Here is an 18573-nt window from a genome sequence, read left to right as displayed (position 1 = left end):
CGTCATTTCGCGGACGCCAAGCTCGCTCACCTAGCACCGGGAGAGAGAGCCTTCCATCCCATCGATTTTTGAACTGAAATGTTCTGCCCCCTAAAGCGAGTCCCTAACCGAGACCGCCACTCAGAGACATTTCATCTTCGACGATCTGTGCTTTTGGCTCTTCCTCGTCCTCGTCGTCCCCGCTTCCCAACCCGGCCGGAATATCGCCTGCCAGCAGCTTCTCCTTGGAAAGTAGCCCTGCGTCCTCGAGCGCTTCGAAATCCGGCAGGTCGCGCAGCGTGTCGAGCCCGAACTCAAGCAGGAATTCTTTTGTCGTCACATAGGTGTAGGGCGCGCCCGGCGTTGGGCTGCGCGGACCGGAAGCGATCAGGCCGGCACCGCGCAGATGACCAATAAAATCGCGACTGATCTCCTTGCCGAAGAAAGACGACAGTTCGGCGCGGGTGATCGGCTGGAAGTAGCCGATGCACATCAGCACCAGCACTTCAGATGCGTGAAGTCTGCCGGGCGTTCGTTACCGCCGACTGCACAGCGGATGGCATCGGCATAGGCCGGGCGGGTGAGATGCTTCCAGCCTCCGGCGACCGAGACCAGATCATAGGGTCGACCGCGCAGCTCCTCGCGGATGTCGTCGATCAGCAGATCGATGCTGCAGTTTTTCCCGACGATCCGCGCGAGCGTCTCGCGGCCGACCGGTTCGTTGGCGGCGAAGATGGTCGCTTCGACACGGTTCATCCATTCGCGCCAGCGCGCCTCCGGCGGCAGGTGATCCAGTTCGCGGTCAAACAGCTGGTCAGCTGATCGACGGTCATCTGGCCGATCCTTTCGCGTCTGCGCACCGCTTCCACCATGGTCGTCACAGCCCGTAGATGCGAAAGGTTGGGCGGCCCGACAGCTCGCGCACGGCACCGAGTTCGACCAGCCGGTCGAATAGCCGGCGCAGGCCGCGGTCGCTCATGCCGGCGATTTGTTCTGAGGCGACGAACGCGTCGTTAGAGAGCAGCTTTTCCACGACGACGTCCGCCGCCTTGGCCCGGAGTTTCGGTGCAACGGCAAGCAGCCGGTCCGCGCGGCGCTCGAGCTCGGTGCAAAGATCAATGGCGCGCAGCGCGGCGCGCGCCTGTGCGGCCAGCAGGCCTTTGGCACGCTCAGGATCTGTCTCAATGCCTGTCGCCACAGAGCTGGCTGCCGATCGACGCGGGCGGGCGCTAGTCCCTAAGGCCGCCTCGGCGCCCAGCAGCGGCACCGCATGTGGCCAGCCCAGCCGCTGTGCCAACAACGCATCGGCGAGCCAGGTCCCGACGGCGCGCGCAAAGCCGTGGCGTTCGGCGGCCATGAATGTGCCGGTCAGCGTTGCGACCATGCCAGCGCCGGCCGCGAGTTGCCTAAGATCATCCGCCAGATCGCTGACCGCCTCATCATCCGGGGCGTAGCCGAACTCTTCCAACACCGCGGCGAGATTTTTCAACGTCAACAATTCCTCTGTGGGCCGGGCCGCCAGCCGGCGCCAGCCAAGCAGCAAAAGGCCGGCGGGGCCGACGGACAAAAAATCGCCCGGTCGCGCGAGCAGCACGGCATCGCGCAGTGCGCTTTCATCCTCGACGCGGCCGGCCTGTTTCGCCGTTGCCGCGGCCGCCGCAAGCGCCAGCCGCTGCCGCCAGGCGCCGGCCCATCGCTCCTGCCTGCGGACCACAGCATCGAGCGCGCCGATGGCCGCGCCGGCGGTGATGGCAATGTCCTCAACCTCTTTCCCCGCAAGGCTTTGCGCATCGGGGAGGGCCCGGCGCAGCCAGGCCGGCACCGTTGCGATCGGCGCGGTCGAAGGGGCACCGCCAAGCGTGGCGTAGTGGCGCGGAGAGGATTTGGGACGCAGAATCATCATTCGCAGGATGAATCCTGGCGGCGCTTTCCGCAAGCTAGAATGCACAAAACCGCCGCGCTTGTCGTAGTTGAACAATGACCGATAATGTTGCATTATCGTTCGTTATTGACATGTACCGCATGAAACTGTACATCTTGACGCCATGCCCCCGAAATCATACAGTCAAGCCTCAGAAAAGCGAAGGATTCGCCCTATGCCCCGCTCCGCCGTCCCTGACAGCCAGCGCATGTCGTTTCGCATCAAGCCCGCCGACAAGGCGGTGATCCTGCGCGCTACGCAGTTGGCGGGCGCCGCCGGGATAACGGATTTTGTCCTGCGCACCGTCCTCGACGCCTCCCGCGAGATTATCAAGCGCAACGACCGGATCGTTTTGTCCGAACGCGACGGACTGCGCGTTCTGGAGGCGCTGGAGAACCCGCCCGCCCCCAACGAGAAGCTTATCGCGGCGGCGCGGGCGTTGCCCGCCGATCTATGAACCTGCCGCCCTGGGGCGAAGAGCCCGTCGCCCGGCACGACCGCGACAGTTTCGATTGCGGCGATGCCGGCCTCAATGAATTTCTTCGTGTCCATGCGCGTCGCAACCATGAGCGGGGCGCCTCGAAGACATTTCTTGCCGTGGCAAAACAAGACGCAACGATTCTCGGTTTCTACACGCTGAGCCCCGCCGCTGCGGAGTTCGAGCGCGTGCCGGAGAAATTCCGCAAGGGCATCGGCCGTTATGAGATCGGCGGCTTCCGGTTGGCGCGCCTCGCCGTGGCGCGGTCGATCCAAGGTGGGGGACTGGGCGGCCAGTTGCTGCTTGCCGCGGCGTTGCGCTGCATTCGGGCAGCGGCCGAGGTTGGCGGAACACTGATGTTCATCGATGCCAAGAATGAGCGTGTGGCGGCATGGTATCGATCCTACGGCGCCCTGGGTCTGGAGGATCGTCCTTTGTCGTTATTCCTGCCGTTGGCGTCATTCGAGGCCGCGCTTCGCCGTGGCGGGAGGCTTTGATCATGACGGCCACCGACAGTTCCAAAGGCGCCGGACAGGACGACGATCTACCGGACGTGGTCGAGATTGTCCGTGCCATGGGACTTGATGCGATGGGCGACGACACGGAACCCCCCTCCCCTGCCCTTCCGGCAGCCGCACTTCATGCGGATGATGGTCCGCGCCTGCCGGCGCATCTCGAGAAGCTCGCCGATCGAGCTCGGGATTATGTCGAGGCAGCCAGTTCAGCAAACACCCGCCGCGCCTACGCCGCCGACTGGAAGCATTTTTGCGCCTGGTGCCGTCGCCAGTCTATTGACACGTTGCCGCCGGATCCGCAGACCGTCGGCCTCTACATCACGGCTCAGGCCTCGGGATCGGAGCGCGACAAAAAGTCAGTGGCGACGATCGAGCGCCGTCTCTCCTCCCTGACCTGGAATTATACGCAGCGTGGCCAGCCGTTGGATAGAAAAGACCGCCACATCGCCACCGTGCTGGCCGGCATTCGCAACAGCCACGCCTCCCCTCCCCGTCAAAAGGAGGCCGTCCTGCGCGACGATCTCATCGCCATGCTGGAGACGCTCGACCGCGGCACCCTGCGCGGCCTGCGTGACCGCGCCATGCTGCTTTTGGGCTTCGCCGGCGGCTTGCGCCGCTCCGAAATCGTCGGCCTCGATCTTGGCCGCGATCAAACCGAGGACGGCCGCGGCTGGGTCGAGTTTTTTCCGGACAAGGGCGTGCTGGTGACACTAAGGGGCAAGACCGGCTGGCGCGAGGTCGAGATCGGTCGCGGTTCGTCCGACGCCACCTGCCCGGTTGTCGCGCTCGAGACCTGGCTGAAGTTTGCCCGCATCGCGCATGGCCCATTGTTTCGGCGTGTCACGGGGCACGGCAAGGCGGTTGGTGCCGAGCGGCTCAACGACCAGGAAGTGGCGCGGCTGGTCAAGCGCACCGCCCTGGCGGGCGGGGTGCGCGGTGATCTGTCGGAGGGCGAGCGGGAGATGAAATTTTCCGGGCACTCGCTGCGCGCGGGCCTCGCCTCCTCGGCCGAGGTCGACGAACGCTACGTGCAAAAGCAGCTCGGGCATGCCTCGGCCGAGATGACCCGAAAGTATCAGCGGCGCCGCGACCGATTCCGAGTCAATCTCACCAAGGCGAGTGGCCTGTAGGAGGTCGGGAAAGCCCCCTCCCTTCCCCGTTTGAATCGAACAAGGAGTGCTTTCCCGTCAGAAGCCCGGCATGATCAGTCTCAACGACGGAACATAGGTCCGTATCGGCCGATATCGCGGGCTGCGCGAGGAGAAACGGCTTGCCCAGAGCGTGACGCTGCAAGCCTCGAGGAGTGTTTTGGCGCGAACGCAATACCCATCGCGCTCCTGACCCTAGCCCGAATTGGCCAAACAAATCGTAAACGCAGGAGCGCGCATCGGTGGAAACCAGGATCATCGACAGCCGTAACGATTTTGCGCAATGGGCCATCGACAGGTCCAATGCGATCATGACGGATCAGGGTTCGGAACTCGCCACCGCGGCCCGCAAGGGAAACGAAGCCCAGATCGCTGAGACAGCACAGGCGCTCGGCCAGGCGATCGTCGATGCGCTGATGGAGGCGTTCGACGGCCTCGCCGGCGACGAATGAACCACCGCTTGGCCGGCACGACTGACTGCGCCAACGGAAACGACGGCCGGTACGCGCGCTCCCAAATCGATCCAGCCATCATGACTTCAAACTGCGCTGAATCCGCCTCGGCGGCATCGCGAGAGCCTCGCGCGTCCTGCGGATTCTCAAAGGAGGGCAGTCGTTGCCGGCTTGCCGGCTGGTGATGCCAACGTATATACTTCATGAGTATCTAGCCCCCAGGAGGCCGAGCATGCCGAAAGAGGCGGTTTTCACGATGAAGCTTGAACCGGAGCTGCGCGACGCCTTCATGGCCGAAACCGAAGCCGACCATCGGCCGGCATCGCAGGTGGTTCGCGAGCTGATGCGTGATTACATTGAGCGCCGGCGCGAAGAGCGGGAGTATGACGAGTTCCTCCGCCGCAAGGTCGAGGTCGCGCGGTCCTCGATGCGTGCCGGCCGAGGCCGGACGAATGATGAGATCGAGGCTGACTTCGCCGCCCGGCGTGCCAAGACGGCAAGCCAGGCGTGAGGGTCGTATGGACGCCAGAGGCCGAACAGGACCGAGCCGACATTTGGGACTACATTGCGGCCGACAGCCCGTCAGCGGCCGCTCGGATGGACCAGCTTTTCAGCGACGCGGCGGCGAGGCGGATTTCCCCAAGCTCGGCCGCACCGGAAAAATCAGCGGCACGCGCGACTGATTCCACATGAGAGCTACCGTCTGGTTTACCAAGTCGAAGGCGAAAACTTGTGGGTGCTGGCCCTGGTGCATACAGCTCGCCGCTGGCGCCGACGAAAGAGTAGGGCATGGCGAAATTCGGGCTGGAATTTCAGCCTGGCGCTTCAATAGAAATCGGAAACTGTAGGCTAAAGCGTTTCATCACTTTCGCTCTTAGCGACAGCGATTGATCTCGCCGCCAGGATCAGCGAGAATTCTCACCTGGGCGGCTCTGAAACGCAGGGCTTTGTTGCTCTTCGTCGACCTAATTTAATGAATTCACTCGCCTCGCTTGAGTGGACCACCTGCATGCGAGGAGCGCCCTAACGACAGTAGAGCCGATCCGCCTGCCCGATACCCGCCACCGTCGAGGCCGAGCTCGCACCTCAGGAGGGCAGTCGGCCGATGCCCAGCTCGCCCTGCCCCAACAAGGCCTTTCCAGGTTTTGCCTTCACCGTCCTGACCATCGATGATCCTTATTGGCGGAACCCTCACGCCGTTATCGCTGCTGACGGCACGCGCTGCGGCGACGATCGCGCCTGGGTCGAGAGGCAGCTGGCCGAACTAACGGCGATCTCACCGCCTTCTGAAACCGGTATCGCGAGGACGGGAAGAAGTTCGCCGAATGGCGCGGCGCCAGCGCCTTCGCCTTTGCACCGACCGGGCCGGGCGTCGCCGACTTCGTGCAACTCTCGCTCGGCCGCGAAGTCGAGGTTCTGGCCGGTCCGGTTGTTGACCAAGATTATCGCCTTTATACCGCCGACGATCTTTTGGACCCGTCCTGGGTGAAACGCGAGCCCGATGTTGGCGCACTGACGCTCGCCGGCCCGTTCTATCGGCTAGGCACCCGCGCCACCGGCGGCGTCGTTGACATGAGGAGTGTCCCGGTGCGCAGAGCGCGCATCGACCAGGCACAGCGCGAGGCGACCCGTTCCGAACTCGAAAACCGCATCATCCGTGAGGTCGGCCTCGACGGCACTCGCGACGCCGCGTTTTTAGATGCCAATCCGGACTGGTCCGATTTCATGCCGCGCGAGAGCCGAACCGCTTTTTTGCCGACTGGGAGCGGTCGAGCGCATGCATCCACGGCACTTTGACCATTGGGCCTTTGACATCCACGATCTTGAGCATCGTGGCCGGCTCGAGATCGGTCTTATCCCGCGGCCGCTCAAATTGCCTGCCGAGAAGCTGGTGTTGGAAGAAAGCATATCGGCGCACCGGCTGATGGAGCGGACCGAGGCGATCGACGTCGAGATTAGCCTGCCCTTCGCCTGGTCCTTTCTAATGACGCACGGAACTGGGTCGATCCGGACGCCGGCGAGGCGATCGGTCAAGGGCTGCGCCTGATCGAGATGCCGCAGTGCTGCTCGCCTGGGCCGACCGGCGCTATCTGTTCTAAGCGTCGACGGATGAACGTCTGCCGAAGGCACGTAATCGACCATAAACTGCGCCTTGCGGAGGCGCTCGATGCGGTGGTGAGATTTCGACCGGCGCGACTTTCTGGCCGAGATCCTCTCCGACGACGATATCGCGAATCTCCTTCAGCTGCGGCTCCGGGACTATAAATCCACAAGGCCAGCGGTAGTCACGCGGGGCCCTACGTCAGGGGTCTTCGTCCATGATGGCTAGGGTAAGTAGTTTCACGTGAGTCGAATCCGGCAGACAAAGTTGACTGCAGTCAACTGGGGGCGGGCGACATCTCTGTTAACCTCTCGTTAATATTAAATTTGTTGCCGGAACGAGAGAATCAGAGCTACATGCGGTTGGTGGGCCGTAACGGCTTTCAAAACGCATGTGCGGAAGATTTCGATGAATGTGATAATCCGGGAAGAGATCGCAGAGGTCGATCTGCTAATCACCCAGCAGGCCAATGACCTCTCTGCAATGCTGCACGAACATCGGCTCGAAATGTTCCCGCCGAATGCACAGAAAACCTTGCGACCGTTCCAGCTGTCGGAGGCTGCGCAATATCTCAATGTAACGAGCGGGTATCTCAAGAATTTGTCTCTTGAAGGGAAGGGGCCGCAGCCGATGGTAACACCGTCCGGCCGCCGGTCCTACACGGCCCTGCAGCTACTGGAGATGCGCCAGTATTTGGATCGAAACAGCCGGGCGGCAGCGAAGTATGTTCCACACCGTCGAAGCGCGGAACACCTGCAGATAATTGCGGTCGTCAATTTCAAGGGCGGCTCCGCAAAAACGACGACGGCAGCCCACCTGGCGCAGCATTTGGCACTGACCGGGCACCGAGTTCTAGCCATCGACCTTGATCCGCAGGCCTCGCTTTCCGCTCTGCACGGCTTCCAGCCGGAGATCGACCACAATGAATCCCTCTACGAAGCCCTGCGCTATGACGACGAGAGAAAGCCGCTGTCGGCGCTAGTGCAGAAGACCAACTTCCCGAATCTCGATATCGTGCCCGCAAATCTCGAGCTGCAGGAATTCGAATACGATACTCCCCTGGCCCTCGCTCAAAAGGACGGCTCCATGGGACGCATCTTTTTCGGACGTCTCGACGAGGCCCTGGGGGATGTTGCAGACCACTACGATGTTGTCGTCATCGATTGCCCACCTCAGCTCGGTTATTTGACACTGACGGCGCTCTCTTCATCTACCGGCATCCTGATCACCGTGCATCCACAGATGCTCGATGTGATGTCGATGTGCCAGTTCTTGCTGATGATGGGCGAGGTCATGGGCACCCTGAAGAGGGCGGGAGCCAACATGCGGCTCGACTGGCTTCGGTACCTTGTTACCCGCTACGAGCCTACCGACGGCCCCCAAAGCCAGATGGTCGCCTTCATGCGATCGCTGTTCAAGCAGCATGTGCTCGTCAGCGAGATGCTGAAAAGTACCGCGATCTCCGACGCCGGGATAACGAAGCAGACGCTCTACGAGGTCGAACGCTCCCAGTTCACCCGGTCAACGTATGACCGCGCGATAGAATCGGTGCATCGCGTCAACTCTGAGATAACTGAGTTGATCCACAAGGCATGGGGGCGCTGATGTCCAGGAAGAACTTGCTGACCTCATTTACGGATCGAAAGTTGACCGCAGTCAACTCAGATCCGGCGAGTGATCTCTCGCCAGCAATGGAGCGAAACCGCAGCCGCGGTGCTTTCGGAGCCATTACGAGGTCGATCGACGAGCTAGCCGAGAAGGCGCAGGCGGCAAAAGACATTGAATCTCGACTCCTTGAAGGCGCTACGGTCATCGAACTCGATCCTGACACGATCGACGTCTCGTTCGTTTCAGATCGCATAGGTGATGATAAGGAGGCCTTTGACGATCTGGTGGAAGCCATCCGGCAGAGGGGGCAGGATAGTCCAATCCTAGTGCGTCCACATCCGGGCGTAGTCGGCCGTTACATGACAGTATTTGGCCACCGGCGGGCACGGGCTGCTAAGGCGCTCGGGAGACCGGTGAAGGCGGTCGTCAAGGAACTGGACGATAGGGACCATGTTATCGCCCAAGGCCAGGAAAACAGCGCCCGGGCTGATCTCTCGTTCATTGAGAAGGCCGTTTTTGCTGGCAACCTAGAGCGCAACGGCTACGACCGCGAAGTCATCATGGCAGCATTGTCAGTCGACAAAACAGTCGTCTCGAAGATGATTTCTGTCGCCAAGGACATCCCGGCTGAAATCATCAACGTGATCGGAGCCGCCAAAAACAGCGGCCGAGACCGTTGGTACGATCTTGCCAAGAAAGTCAGGGAGGGGGGCGTTGCCGTCAAGGAATTGATGGCATCCCCCGATTTCAAAGCAGCTCCAAGCGATGACCGATTAGAAATGCTGGCCCGGCATCTGGCGGGAAAACCCTCAGGCAAGATTCCGGCACCCAGACGGCCGATCAACTCCTGGGCACCGACGGATAGATCAGTTAGCGTTACACTGAAGAAGTCCGCGAAAAAGGCCATCGTCACCCTTGAGTCCCCGGACGGGCCGCGTTTCGCTGAGTTCATCACCGGACAACTGGACGATCTCTATGTGGCCTTCCGGATGTCCACCAAGGAAGCAACTGGAGACTGAAACCGCAAAAGAAAAAGGCCCCCGAACGTCACCGTCGCGGAAGCCCTTCTCAACCATAAGCAAGCTGAGAATCGCATTTCCCCGAATCACTGTCAAGAGTCATTGGCGTCGTTTCGGCGAGCAGATTTCTTTTGCCTGATAGAGGGTGAAAGAAAATGGAGACGGGTATTGCGACGACGCCCTTTGGGCGGCGGCCGATGTCGCTTGCCATGCTGGCAGCGCAAAACGATTCACGTGAAATCCCCAAGGGCAGGGTCGTCGACAAGTGGCAGATTTACCGCAACCTCTGCGAAGGCAAGAGCATTCTCGGCATCGGCGACCGTGCCCTGGCCGTGCTGAATGCGTTGCTATCATTCTATCCTGACAGCGAATTGAGTGAGGAAAACGACCTCATCGTTTTTCCCTCGAACGCACAGCTGTCGCTCAGGGCGCATGGTATGCCCGATGCCACGCTCAGGCGGCACCTGGTCGCGCTTGTCGACTGCGGGCTGATCATCCGTCGGGATAGCCCGAACGGCAAGCGTTACGCCCGCAAGGGCAGGGGAGGGGAGATCGAGGAGGCATTCGGCTTCTCCCTGGCGCCGCTGCTGGCCCGTGCTTACGAGTTCCAAGCGGCGGCCGAGCGTGTTCGCGCCGACAACAGGGCACTCAGGCTTATGCGCGAGCGGATCACCTTGCACCGCCGGGACATCCACAAGCTGATAGAGGCGGCCCTTGACGAAGAGGTCCCGGGCGACTGGGGAGGCCTGTGGAAGCGTTTCCGCAGCGTTGTGGAGGCAATTCCGCGCCGAGCTTGCATAGTCGAGCTTGAGCCTATCGTTGCCGATCTGGCCGCCTTGCGTGATGATGTGGATAAGCTGCTGGAAATTCATATGAAATCCACGAATCCGAGCGGCAATGACTCACAAAATGAGCGGCAGCAATCTGATTCAAATACCGACTCTATTTTTGAATTTGAACCTGCTTTAGAGAAAAGCGGGGCGACGGTCGAGCCAAGGACGAGGACCGCAGAGGCGCCGAAAACATACCCGCTGGGGATGGTGCTGAAGGCCTGCCCCGAAATTGCGGATTATGCCGTCGACGGGATCGGCAATTGGCGCGATCTCATGATAACCGCGGCTCAAGTGCGGGGATATCTGGGCGTTTCGCCGTCAGCGTATGAGGAGGCCTGCCATACGATGGGCCAGGAAACCGCTGCGATCGTGATTGCCTGTATCCTCCAGCGGGCACAGCACATCAATTCGGCCGGCGGATACCTGCGCGTCCTGACCGACAAGGCCAGGGCAGGGGCGTTTTCGGTCGGGCCGATGCTGATGGCGGCACTGAAGGCGAATGGCGTTACGGCGAGGATGGCAGGATGAGAAATGCGAGCGCCGCACACTTGATAACCGTGCCAGGTCGTATTTGTCGACGCGCCGAGGATGGTAGATTCGCACGGGACGTTCCGCACAGTGTCGGTTTTACTTCGCGACTTCAATTGAAGCGCTAAGCTGAAATTTTGAACCGCGGTTTCCACCTCACGGCTTCAATCGCTTGAGGGGAGGGGGCTTTCAGAGCCCCGACGCCTTGGTAAGGTTGGTCCGGAACCGATCGCGTCGGCGCTGATATTTGCGGGTCATCTCGGCCGAGGCATGGCCGAGATGCTTCTGTACGTAGCGCTCCTCGATGTCGGCCGAAGAGGCAAGGCCGCCGCGCAGCGAGTGCCCTGAGAACAGCAGCGCGCGCTCCCCTTCCGTAAGATCGGAGCGGACGCCGGCGGCCAGGGCGGGCGACATGCTTGTCGGAGAGACGTTCGACGTCGACGGTCTTGTTGTCCTTGAAGATGCGGCGGAAGAGAGGGCCTCTGGCGATGCGGCCAAAACGGATCCAGCTCTCGAGCGCGGCGACCGGGCAAGTCTGGGCGGATGCGCCACGGCTTCCTTCTGCCGCGGCGGTTTTGCGTGCTTGCGGCGGATGCCTGCGAGCACGGCGGCGATGCGGCGATCGGCGCGGTCGAGCGCAAACCCGCGCTGGTAAAGTTCCAGGCGAGACCGGTGAGGCGCCGCTCGATCGTCGCGACGGAGAGCGATGGCAGGCCGCGTTTCGGATCGCCGGCAGCGCAGGCACCGATGTAGAGACCGATGACCTGGCTCGAAGGCGGCAGCGGATCGAACCCGTCCCGACGGCACCAACTGGTGAAATGCCGCCATTCCTTGGCGTAGGCGTCTCGCGTATTCTCGGAGCTGGCGGCCTTCGCGTAGGCGGTCGCGGTCTCGACGAGGGCTTCCAGACGCGCTGGCGACGTTGAGGAGCCCATTTCCATGACCATGTCGACGATATCGGGGAGATCGCCATCCAGATGGTCGGCACGCGGGAGGTCGATTTTGGCGGGTGTCGGCTGACCGTTTTTCATGAGACTGCCAAATGCGTGTTCAATGAGTTGGTGGATTCGTATCCATTAGGATGATTCACTTTGGATGAGACTGAGCAGCGCACGCGGCCGGCAATGGTCGGTCTCGATGACAGCGAGCGAACGCACAATTGCCGCGGCGAGGCGCCAGAATCCAGTCATCTGGGCCGATCCGTCCACAGCACCAGTGCGAGAATCTGCTGAACCAGGACGAGCAAGCGCCGCAAAAGCGTGCGTTTGCGGGCTTTTCCAGCGATCTGGGGTGAACAGGAACATGATTCTGGCAGGCTAGCGCCATACGTCCGATAATGCATTATCGTTCGTTTTATTGTGCCGACAAGCGCAGCGCTTTTTATCCAATTCTGTTGCCAAAAGCGCCGCCATGATTCATCGTGCTTTCGATGATTCTGCGGCCCCAATCCCTCTCGCGCCACCCTGGCTCGCTCCCTGGAGCGCCAATCGCCACGCCGGCGGTCCTCGTCCCGACCTGGCTGCGCCGCGCCGTCGCCGATGCGCAAACCGTGGCGGGCAAAGACGTTGAGGATATCGCGCTCGTTGCAGGTGCCGTCATCGGCGCGCTCGATGCAGTGGTCCGCCGGCAGGAGCGATGGGCCGGCGCACGCCGTGCTGCTCACGCGACCGGGCGAATTTTTGTCCGTCGGTCCCGCCGGATCGATGCTGCTGGCTTGGCGCCGGCTGGCCGGCACGCCTGTGGAGAAACTGCTGACCGAGGCCAGCATCGGCGCGGCGCTGGATGACCTCGGTCTGCGCCGCGACGACGACGCAGTCAGCGACCTGGCGGACGATCTTCGGCAGCTTTCCGCGGGCATCGGAACGATCGGCATGCTGACCGGCGCGTTCACGGCCGCCGAACACTACGGCTTTGCGCGCGCCGTCGGGACCTGGCTCGCCGATGCCCTGCTGGCGCAAAGGCTGGGTTGGGCACATGCGGTGCCGCTGCTGGGCGCCGAAGCGATCGTGGGCAGAAGCGGTCGCCCGCGTCGATCGGCAGGCAGCTCTGTGACGACAGGCCTTGCGACAGATCCTGAGCGTGCCAAAAACCTGCTTGCCGCGCAGGCACGCGCGGCGCTACGCGGCATTGATCTTTCCGCCGAGCTCGAGCGCCGCGCGGACCGGCTGCTTGCCGTTGCGCCAAAACTCAGGGCCAAGGCAGCGGGCGCTGTCGTCGACAAGCTCCTGTCCGATGATGCGGTCGTAGCCTCGGAAAGGATCGCAGGCATAAGCGATCGCGGCCTGCGCCGCCTGTTCGACCGGTTGGTCGAACTCGGTGCCGTGCGCGAGCTGTCGGGCCGCCCCACCTTCCGCATCTACGGGCTGTGACGACCATGGCGGAGCCAGTGCGCAGGCGAGGTGGGAGCCGGTCAGATGAGCGTCGATCGGGCGAACGGCGATCAGCTGACCAGCTGTTTGACCGGGAGCTGGATCATCTACCGCCGGAAGCGCGCTGGCGCGAATGGATGCAGCGCGTCGAGGCAACGATCTTTGCAGCCAGCGAACCGGTGACACGTGAGGTGCTTGCGCGGGTCGTCAGCAAGAGCTGCAGCATCGACCTTTTGATCGACGACATCCGCGAGGAGCTGCGCGGTCGACCCTATGACCTCGTCGCCGTCGCCGGTGGCTGGAAGCACCTGACCCGGCCGGCCTATGCCGACGCCATCCGCTGTGCGGTCGGCGGTAGCGAGCGTGCTGTAGACCTCACGCAGTCAGAGGTGCTCGTGCTGATGTGCATCGGCTACTTCCAGCCGATCACCCGTGCCGAGTTGTCGTCTTTCTTCGGAAAGGAGATCAGTCGCGATTTTATTGGTCATCTGCGCGGTGCCGGCCTGATCGCTTCCGGTCCGCGTAGCCCGACGGCGGGCGCGCCCTACACCTACGTGACGACAAAAGAATTCCTGCTCGAGTTCGGGCTCGACACGCTGCGCGACCTGCCGGATTTCGAGGCGCTGGAAGACGCCGGCCTACTCAGCAAGGAAAAGCTGTTGGCGGGTGACATCATGCAAGAGTTGGCTGGCGCCTACGCGAACGCCGGAGCCGATATGGAGGAATAGCTCGGCGCGAGCGACGCTATGGCTGTGCTTTGCGGGTGCGTCCCGCTTTTCCATAGCCAATCTGGCGCCAAGGCCCCTATGTCCGAAATTCGTAGGCAAATTTCGGACATTGATCCGATCAGCGGCGTCAAGCAGCGGTATGCGGCCTGTGCACCGCTGCCGCCCAAAAATTCGTGGCCACGGGCAAGCCCAACTTGAGACCCCCAGAGAGAACGCTCGTGAGCGACGTAGGCGAGACCGTTGTGAGCTCAAGAGGAACACGACAAAGCGCCGATCTCTTTGGAAACGGTTTTGGTCCAAAGCTTGATACAGATGGCCTGCAGATGGTCCCGATCCCGTTGGGGGAAGGGTTTCAAAGCGCTCGAAGACGCGCCTTTCGCAGAGTTAAAAGCCAGCGACGAACTCGTGTGTCGTTTGTCGCCAACTGCAAATTCGACAGTTAGCACAATTATACTGCGCCGAGTCTGCCATCTCGAGCCTCACGGGTTTGTGAGGCCTCTTGGCTCACCACCGCCTTTGCTAACCGCCGTCATTCCAAAGACGCGTGCCTTTACGGAGGGGGTCAAACGGCCTATATTATTCTTTACAAGGAGAAGAATAATGGGCGCACTTGCTCGCATCTACACTCCCGCAGAGGCAGCCGCCGTCAGCGGGATAGGAATCAAGGCCGTGCACAATGCGATCGACAAACGCATTGTCGATACTGTGCCAAGCACTGCTCGGCCCATCGGTGGGATCGTCCGACGGGCATTGACCGGCGAGGATTTGCTGCGGCTCAAGCTTTGGTATGGCGTGGGTGCGACATTGCCCGCTGATCGTCGCTACCGCCTGTTCGAGGAAATCAAAGCTGCCCCAAGGGCCAAGACCGTAAGGGCCGACGACCTGCTGATCGTCGACGTCGCCGAGGCACGTAAACAGCTCAAAGCGCGCATCGTGGATCTTGATGAAGCGGAGGCCGCCATCGGCCGCGTTAAAGGGGTGATGGGTGGAGAGCCTGTCTTCAAAGGAACCCGCATCCCTGTTCGTATGATCACGACGATGCTAGCGCAGGGCGCAGATGAAGCGGAGGTTCTGGAGGGATATCCGAAGCTAACGCCGCGCGTGATTGAACTCGCCAGGATGTGGGTCGCCGCGCACCCAGTTCGTGGGCGGCCTAAGAAGCTGGTCGAGCAGGGCGTGAAAATAAAGTCGTCGAAGCGCGTGGTCTTGAAGGGCGACCCACGTCCGTCGGCTAGGTCGAGACGCGTGTGACCTCGTGAGGTTTCTGATCGATGAGTGCCTGCACACGTCTCTGGTTGCGGTAGCCCAAGAACGCGGACATGAAGCAAACCACGTCAACTGGCTTGGGCTAAGCGGCGAAACCGACTGGGACCTCATGCCCCTCATTATCGATGAGGATTTCACCTTCGTCACCAACAATGCTAAGGACTTCAGGAAGCTCTATGCCAAAGAACCGGTTCACGCCGGCCTGATCATCGTCGTCCCTCAGGTCGGGCCTGAAAAACAGAGAGAGCTCTTCGATGCTCTCCTCGAGGATCTTGGCCCAGAGGAATTCCTGATTAATGAGGTTATCGAAATCGAGATCGAAAACGGCATTGCAATCGTAACACGATACGATCTGCCGTCGCCCTAGCTGCGGCTGCGCGATCTCCGCTTATGACCGACCCGGTTGCCAGTCGCTCATCTGCAAAATGTTACCGCCGAGTTTTGCGAACGCGCGTTGGCGGCAGGAGAAAACGAGAATCTGCTGATCGTGTGATTGACGATGCAAAGCGTCGAACATGCGCTCGATGCGGTCGTCATCGGAATAAACCAAAGCGTCATCCAGGATAACCGGTGTGGGTCGGCCGTCGCGGGCAAGCAAACGGGCGAAGGCCAGACGGGTCAGAACCGAAAGCTGTTCTCGCATGCCGCCACTCAACCTATCGACATCCTCGTCTTGACCATTGCGATGAACGGTCTGCGGCAACAGTGTATTCTCATCGAACACTATGGAGATGTCGTCGAATAACAGTCTGAGCAGCGGCCGCAGCTCGGACATGACCGGCTTAAGATATAGATCGCGTGCCGCCGAGCGCGTAGCGCCCAGCGTTGTGCGCAGCCGGTCGAGAACGGCCTTTTCGATTTCGAAGCGTCCCACTCGCTCTTCAGCTACTTCCAATTTTTCCCTGGCCTCGCGCCAAGCTTCTTCCACCGCGTCGTCGGACCGAGTGCGAATATGGCCATTGAGATCTGCAAGAGTCACACGCAACTGACCTGCCTCCTGAGTGGCGGCATCCTGAACCGAGCGGGCACGGCGCAGAACGGCCTCGGCGCTGGTGAGATCGTGAGCGCCATCGCGCAGGGGCGCAGCGCGCATTTCGGCGGCTTCGCGCAGAGTTTGTCGTGCGGTGGCCTCGGTAAGCAGCAAGCGCTCCTTTTCCTCGCGCGTTGCTTCAGGCCCCAATATGACCTCGAGGCTGGTTAGTTCCGCCTGGATGGTGACATAAGCCGTCTCCGCGGCCATGACAGCCCCGTCGGCATGGCTGCGCAAAGGCAAGGCCTCGCGCACGCTGTTGCGTGTTGTCGCCACACGCTGCTCGGTTGCGGCATGATGCTGCCGGATCTGTTGCGGATCGACTTTGAGTTCGAGGTCCCCGGCCCCGAGGGCACTCAGACGAGCAAGCTCCTCGTGCAATTGCTGTATCCCCTTAGGCGCGAGATCGGCAAGTCGCTGACGCGCCAAGCCCAGTTCGGTAGCCTTGTCGCGCGCTTCCACCAGGCGCTGGCGTGCCGTCCTGAGGCTGTCGACACCGAGGGACGCAAGTAGGCTGCGGTGCTTCGCTTCGGCGTCTTCGATGGTCCGGTCGGCCTGCTGCGGCCGATTCGATCGCAGGGTCAAGGCTCAGATGCCGGCAATATCCAGGCGCACGGTGCCAGCAAAGCTTTGGTCTTCTGCATGGGGCAAGGGCTTGGCATCGATCGTCACCAAATCGGCGGCGGCGTCCCGGTATTCCATGCATAGCGTCGGCAGGGTTGCCAGGTGAGCTGCACGAAGGCTGGCGATCTCGATTTCGAGCGCCTGCAGTTGCTCGACAGCCTGTTCCGGCACCGCCAGCATCGCCAGTGCTGCCTCTCCATCTTCGATCTGGGTTCTGGCGACTTCGGCTTGTTTCAACCGGTTGTCCGAGCCGGCCAGTTGTTCGGCAGCGTCACGCGCCAGAAGGGTCGCATCCAGCCGCGCGAGCAATTCGCGAGCTTCGCGCTCTTCCAGTTCAGCTGCTTGAACCTCGGCCATCGCCTGTTCGTTTTCGGTGATGGCTGAAGCGCGACGATCGAGAACCTCAGTGCGGCGATGCTGCGCAATAATCGACTGCTGGCGCAAATCCGTGGCTCGTTTGAGCGCGGTCCGAAAACTATCGAGGGCGTGCTGCGCCGCGTCGTGGTGAATTGCGGCAAGGGCAGCTTCCGCCTCGGCGGCTTTCAAGGCTTCGCTGTGCGATTTGGCGGCCTCGACTGCGGCTTCCGCGGCCGAGATGGCTTCCCGCCGGGTGGCGCCTTCTTCGGGGTTTTCAAGCTCAGACAGACGCGCCAACGCCATGCGCCGCTTGTCGAGCGCATCGCGCAGACCGGTGACTTCGGCGCTGAGACGCTGCTCGTCTTTCAGCAGCTTGTCACGCTCGTCGAGCGCTGCCGCATAGAGACCACCACTCTTGGGACGCAGCGTTGACGTGACCAGGCTATAGAGTTCTTCCTCGCACGCTGCGGTGATTTCGGCCATGCGTCGTCCGCCGGTCAGGGCCTCAACTTCCCCCTGAACCGAGGATAGTAGGCTTTCGCGCACGCGTTTTTCGCCATCCTCCTCGCTTTTGCTGCGCTTTTCGAGGCCGGTGACCCCTTGGCGAACCCAGAGCAATCCTGCCGGTCCTGCGGTTCCGCCGTGGATTAGTTTGCCGATAAACGCTTCGGCCTCGTCCGCTTGAGCCAACAGTCGCCCCCGATCGAGGTCGACAACGTTGGCCAGCTTGCCTCCATAAAACTGCTTGGTAAGCCGATATCGTCCTTCTGAAGTGGTAATGTCGGCCTCCACCACCGGATTGCCCCCATTATAAGGCCGCAGCAGTCTTACGCCTTCGGGCGTCCCGGTGTGGGACTGGAAAAAGAGTGCATGGAGTGCTTCGAAGAAGGTTGATTTGCCGAATTCATTGACTGCGCAAAGCTCGTTGACGCCGTCGCCTATGTTCTCGATGGCGACGCCTTGCCCAGCGAACCGTTTGACGTTGTGGAGCCGAAGGGCTGTAAGTTTCATGATCCCATCGCCTCGCAATAGCTGAACAGCCGAACCAGTGCTTCTCGCGATATGTCGCGTTCGACAGTCGACCGCCTTTCGTCGGCGCTTTCATCCAACAGTGCCTGCGCTGCCTCGCGAAGGGCACCAGAGCGGTCGATCCGATCCAAGTCGCCACTTTCGCAGTCGGTCGCGAGCCCGTCCCCGTCCAGCTCCAGATAAGCGAAGTCGGGCGCGGCTGCCGCGATCGCCGCTTGAAGGGCGGTTCGCCCACTTAACCGCACCCGGCCAGACACGGCAATTCGCAGCAAGGTCTGGCGCTGCAGATGTGCCGGTGGAAGCAACGCTTCAAACGCCGCCGCGCTGTCGTCACCATACAGCAGATGCAGTGGAGCGGTTTTCCAGGAAAACCTGGCTGTTTCGACGGCTACGATCTCGGGCAGGGCGCTGGTCCGTCGCAAACTGCGGCCGAACCCTTCCAGTCCCGAGCGGGTCATGTCGACCCGTCCGTGATGGCGCAGCCGGCCATCTTCCCAAACCACCACGTCCGCAAAGGTGCGGTGGATGTCCATTCCAATCACGTCTCATCGGCTCCCTCTCCTCAAACAGTCGGGAGCCGGCGGGCGA

General features: G+C 61.6%; 16 protein-coding genes and 4 pseudogenes. 15 read left to right on the top strand and 5 right to left on the bottom strand.

Annotated features, from left to right (window positions below):
* Positions 1-103 precede the first annotated feature (103 nt).
* Positions 104-735: pseudogene (scpB, locus tag FCU66_RS28630) on the bottom strand (SMC-Scp complex subunit ScpB).
* A 121-nt stretch (positions 736-856) separates the two neighbouring features.
* Entirely contained in the window at positions 857-1879 is a 1023-nt protein-coding gene (locus FCU66_RS28625) for a DUF1403 family protein (protein WP_136620929.1), read from the bottom strand.
* Positions 1880-2075: 196 nt separating this feature from the next.
* Between FCU66_RS28625 and FCU66_RS28620 the strand changes: the two genes are divergently transcribed.
* The 11 genes from FCU66_RS28620 (at position 2076) to repC (ending at position 10582) form a co-directional block, all read left to right on the top strand.
* A complete protein-coding gene (locus tag FCU66_RS28620; protein ID WP_128174838.1) occupies positions 2076-2357 on the top strand; it encodes a type II toxin-antitoxin system TacA family antitoxin in 282 nt (93 codons plus the stop codon).
* Positions 2354-2875, top strand: coding sequence for a GNAT family N-acetyltransferase (locus tag FCU66_RS28615; RefSeq protein WP_136620909.1), 522 nt, complete (start codon positions 2354-2356; stop codon positions 2873-2875). Before FCU66_RS28620 ends, FCU66_RS28615 begins: the two co-directional genes overlap by 4 nt.
* Positions 2876-2877: 2 nt before the next feature.
* Positions 2878-4023 (top strand): site-specific integrase, encoded by a 1146-nt coding sequence (locus tag FCU66_RS28610; RefSeq protein ID WP_136620910.1) that lies wholly within the window; start codon positions 2878-2880, stop codon positions 4021-4023.
* Between the two features lie 260 nt (positions 4024-4283).
* The gene (locus FCU66_RS28605) at positions 4284-4493 is read left to right on the top strand and encodes a hypothetical protein (RefSeq protein WP_136620911.1); all 210 of its coding nucleotides are present in this window, start codon (positions 4284-4286) and stop codon (positions 4491-4493) included.
* Between the two features lie 232 nt (positions 4494-4725).
* Complete coding sequence (locus FCU66_RS28600; RefSeq protein ID WP_128174847.1) at positions 4726-5004, top strand: antitoxin of toxin-antitoxin stability system; 279 nt, start codon at positions 4726-4728, stop codon at positions 5002-5004.
* Entirely contained in the window at positions 5001-5186 is a 186-nt protein-coding gene (locus FCU66_RS42155; protein WP_246094051.1) for a type II toxin-antitoxin system RelE/ParE family toxin, read from the top strand. The genes FCU66_RS28600 and FCU66_RS42155 overlap by 4 nt, the downstream gene beginning before the upstream one ends.
* A 690-nt stretch (positions 5187-5876) precedes the next feature.
* The gene (locus FCU66_RS42150) at positions 5877-6290 is read left to right on the top strand and encodes a hypothetical protein (RefSeq protein ID WP_246094050.1); all 414 of its coding nucleotides are present in this window, start codon (positions 5877-5879) and stop codon (positions 6288-6290) included.
* Positions 6271-6540 carry a hypothetical protein gene (locus FCU66_RS42145; RefSeq protein ID WP_246094049.1) on the top strand — a complete coding sequence of 90 codons (270 nt, stop codon included), beginning with the start codon at positions 6271-6273 and terminating at the stop codon, positions 6538-6540. Before FCU66_RS42150 ends, FCU66_RS42145 begins: the two co-directional genes overlap by 20 nt.
* A gap of 462 nt (positions 6541-7002) precedes the next feature.
* Positions 7003-8199: a plasmid partitioning protein RepA gene (gene repA, locus FCU66_RS28585; RefSeq protein ID WP_136620912.1), complete on the top strand. Its 1197-nt coding sequence runs from the start codon at positions 7003-7005 to the stop codon at positions 8197-8199.
* Positions 8199-9221, top strand: a complete 1023-nt coding sequence (gene repB, locus FCU66_RS28580) for a plasmid partitioning protein RepB (protein ID WP_168992083.1) — start codon at positions 8199-8201, stop codon at positions 9219-9221. Before repA ends, repB begins: the two co-directional genes overlap by 1 nt.
* Before the next feature lie 155 nt (positions 9222-9376).
* Positions 9377-10582, top strand: a complete 1206-nt coding sequence (repC, locus tag FCU66_RS28575; RefSeq protein WP_136620913.1) for a plasmid replication protein RepC — start codon at positions 9377-9379, stop codon at positions 10580-10582.
* A 189-nt stretch (positions 10583-10771) separates the two neighbouring features.
* Here repC and FCU66_RS28570 read toward each other — a convergent pair.
* Positions 10772-11613: pseudogene (locus tag FCU66_RS28570) on the bottom strand (site-specific integrase).
* A 398-nt stretch (positions 11614-12011) separates the two neighbouring features.
* Between FCU66_RS28570 and FCU66_RS28565 the strand changes: the two are divergent.
* The 4 genes and pseudogenes from FCU66_RS28565 to FCU66_RS28550 all read left to right on the top strand — a co-directional run bounded on the left by FCU66_RS28565 (position 12012) and on the right by FCU66_RS28550 (position 15312).
* Positions 12012-12951, top strand: a pseudogene (locus tag FCU66_RS28565) (DUF1403 family protein).
* 5 nt (positions 12952-12956) lie between these two features.
* Complete coding sequence (scpB, locus tag FCU66_RS28560; protein ID WP_136620914.1) at positions 12957-13679, top strand: SMC-Scp complex subunit ScpB; 723 nt, start codon at positions 12957-12959, stop codon at positions 13677-13679.
* Positions 13680-14279: 600 nt separating this feature from the next.
* Positions 14280-14930, top strand: a complete 651-nt coding sequence (locus tag FCU66_RS28555; RefSeq protein WP_136620915.1) for a DUF433 domain-containing protein — start codon at positions 14280-14282, stop codon at positions 14928-14930.
* A 4-nt stretch (positions 14931-14934) separates the two neighbouring features.
* On the top strand, positions 14935-15312 hold the full coding sequence (locus FCU66_RS28550) for a DUF5615 family PIN-like protein (protein ID WP_126057625.1): 378 nt from the start codon (positions 14935-14937) through the stop codon (positions 15310-15312).
* Between the two features lie 21 nt (positions 15313-15333).
* On the opposite strand, the pseudogene FCU66_RS28545 reads toward FCU66_RS28550, so the two are convergent.
* Together FCU66_RS28545 and FCU66_RS28540 are read right to left on the bottom strand one after the other, a co-directional pair.
* A pseudogene (locus tag FCU66_RS28545) lies at positions 15334-17967 on the bottom strand (AAA family ATPase).
* Positions 17964-18518: a hypothetical protein gene (locus FCU66_RS28540; protein WP_181956572.1), complete on the bottom strand. Its 555-nt coding sequence runs from the start codon at positions 18516-18518 to the stop codon at positions 17964-17966. Before FCU66_RS28540 ends, FCU66_RS28545 begins: the two are co-directional and overlap by 4 nt.
* Positions 18519-18573 lie beyond the last annotated feature (55 nt).

The sequence above is a fragment of the Mesorhizobium norvegicum genome (genome assembly GCF_004919685.1).
Classification (GTDB): Bacteria; Pseudomonadota; Alphaproteobacteria; order Rhizobiales; family Rhizobiaceae; genus Mesorhizobium; species Mesorhizobium norvegicum.
Note: the sequence above shows the minus strand (reverse complement) of the source record. Positions and strands in the feature narration are given on the sequence as shown.

Bases quoted from the DNA above. Each gene is read 5' to 3' on its own strand.
- FCU66_RS28625 (WP_136620929.1), bottom strand. From the start codon at position 1,879: ATGATTCTGCGTCCCAAATCCTCTCCGCGCCACTACGCCACGCTTGGC.
- FCU66_RS28620 (WP_128174838.1), top strand. From the start codon at position 2,076: ATGCCCCGCTCCGCCGTCCCTGACAGCCAGCGCATGTCGTTTCGCATC.
- FCU66_RS28615 (WP_136620909.1), top strand. From the start codon at position 2,354: ATGAACCTGCCGCCCTGGGGCGAAGAGCCCGTCGCCCGGCACGACCGC.
- FCU66_RS28610 (WP_136620910.1), top strand. From the start codon at position 2,878: ATGACGGCCACCGACAGTTCCAAAGGCGCCGGACAGGACGACGATCTA.
- FCU66_RS28600 (WP_128174847.1), top strand. From the start codon at position 4,726: ATGCCGAAAGAGGCGGTTTTCACGATGAAGCTTGAACCGGAGCTGCGC.
- FCU66_RS42145 (WP_246094049.1), top strand. From the start codon at position 6,271: ATGCATCCACGGCACTTTGACCATTGGGCCTTTGACATCCACGATCTT.
- repA (WP_136620912.1), top strand. From the start codon at position 7,003: ATGAATGTGATAATCCGGGAAGAGATCGCAGAGGTCGATCTGCTAATC.
- repB (WP_168992083.1), top strand. From the start codon at position 8,199: ATGTCCAGGAAGAACTTGCTGACCTCATTTACGGATCGAAAGTTGACC.
- repC (WP_136620913.1), top strand. From the start codon at position 9,377: ATGGAGACGGGTATTGCGACGACGCCCTTTGGGCGGCGGCCGATGTCG.
- scpB (WP_136620914.1), top strand. From the start codon at position 12,957: ATGGCGGAGCCAGTGCGCAGGCGAGGTGGGAGCCGGTCAGATGAGCGT.
- FCU66_RS28555 (WP_136620915.1), top strand. From the start codon at position 14,280: ATGGGCGCACTTGCTCGCATCTACACTCCCGCAGAGGCAGCCGCCGTC.
- FCU66_RS28540 (WP_181956572.1), bottom strand. From the start codon at position 18,518: ATGGACATCCACCGCACCTTTGCGGACGTGGTGGTTTGGGAAGATGGC.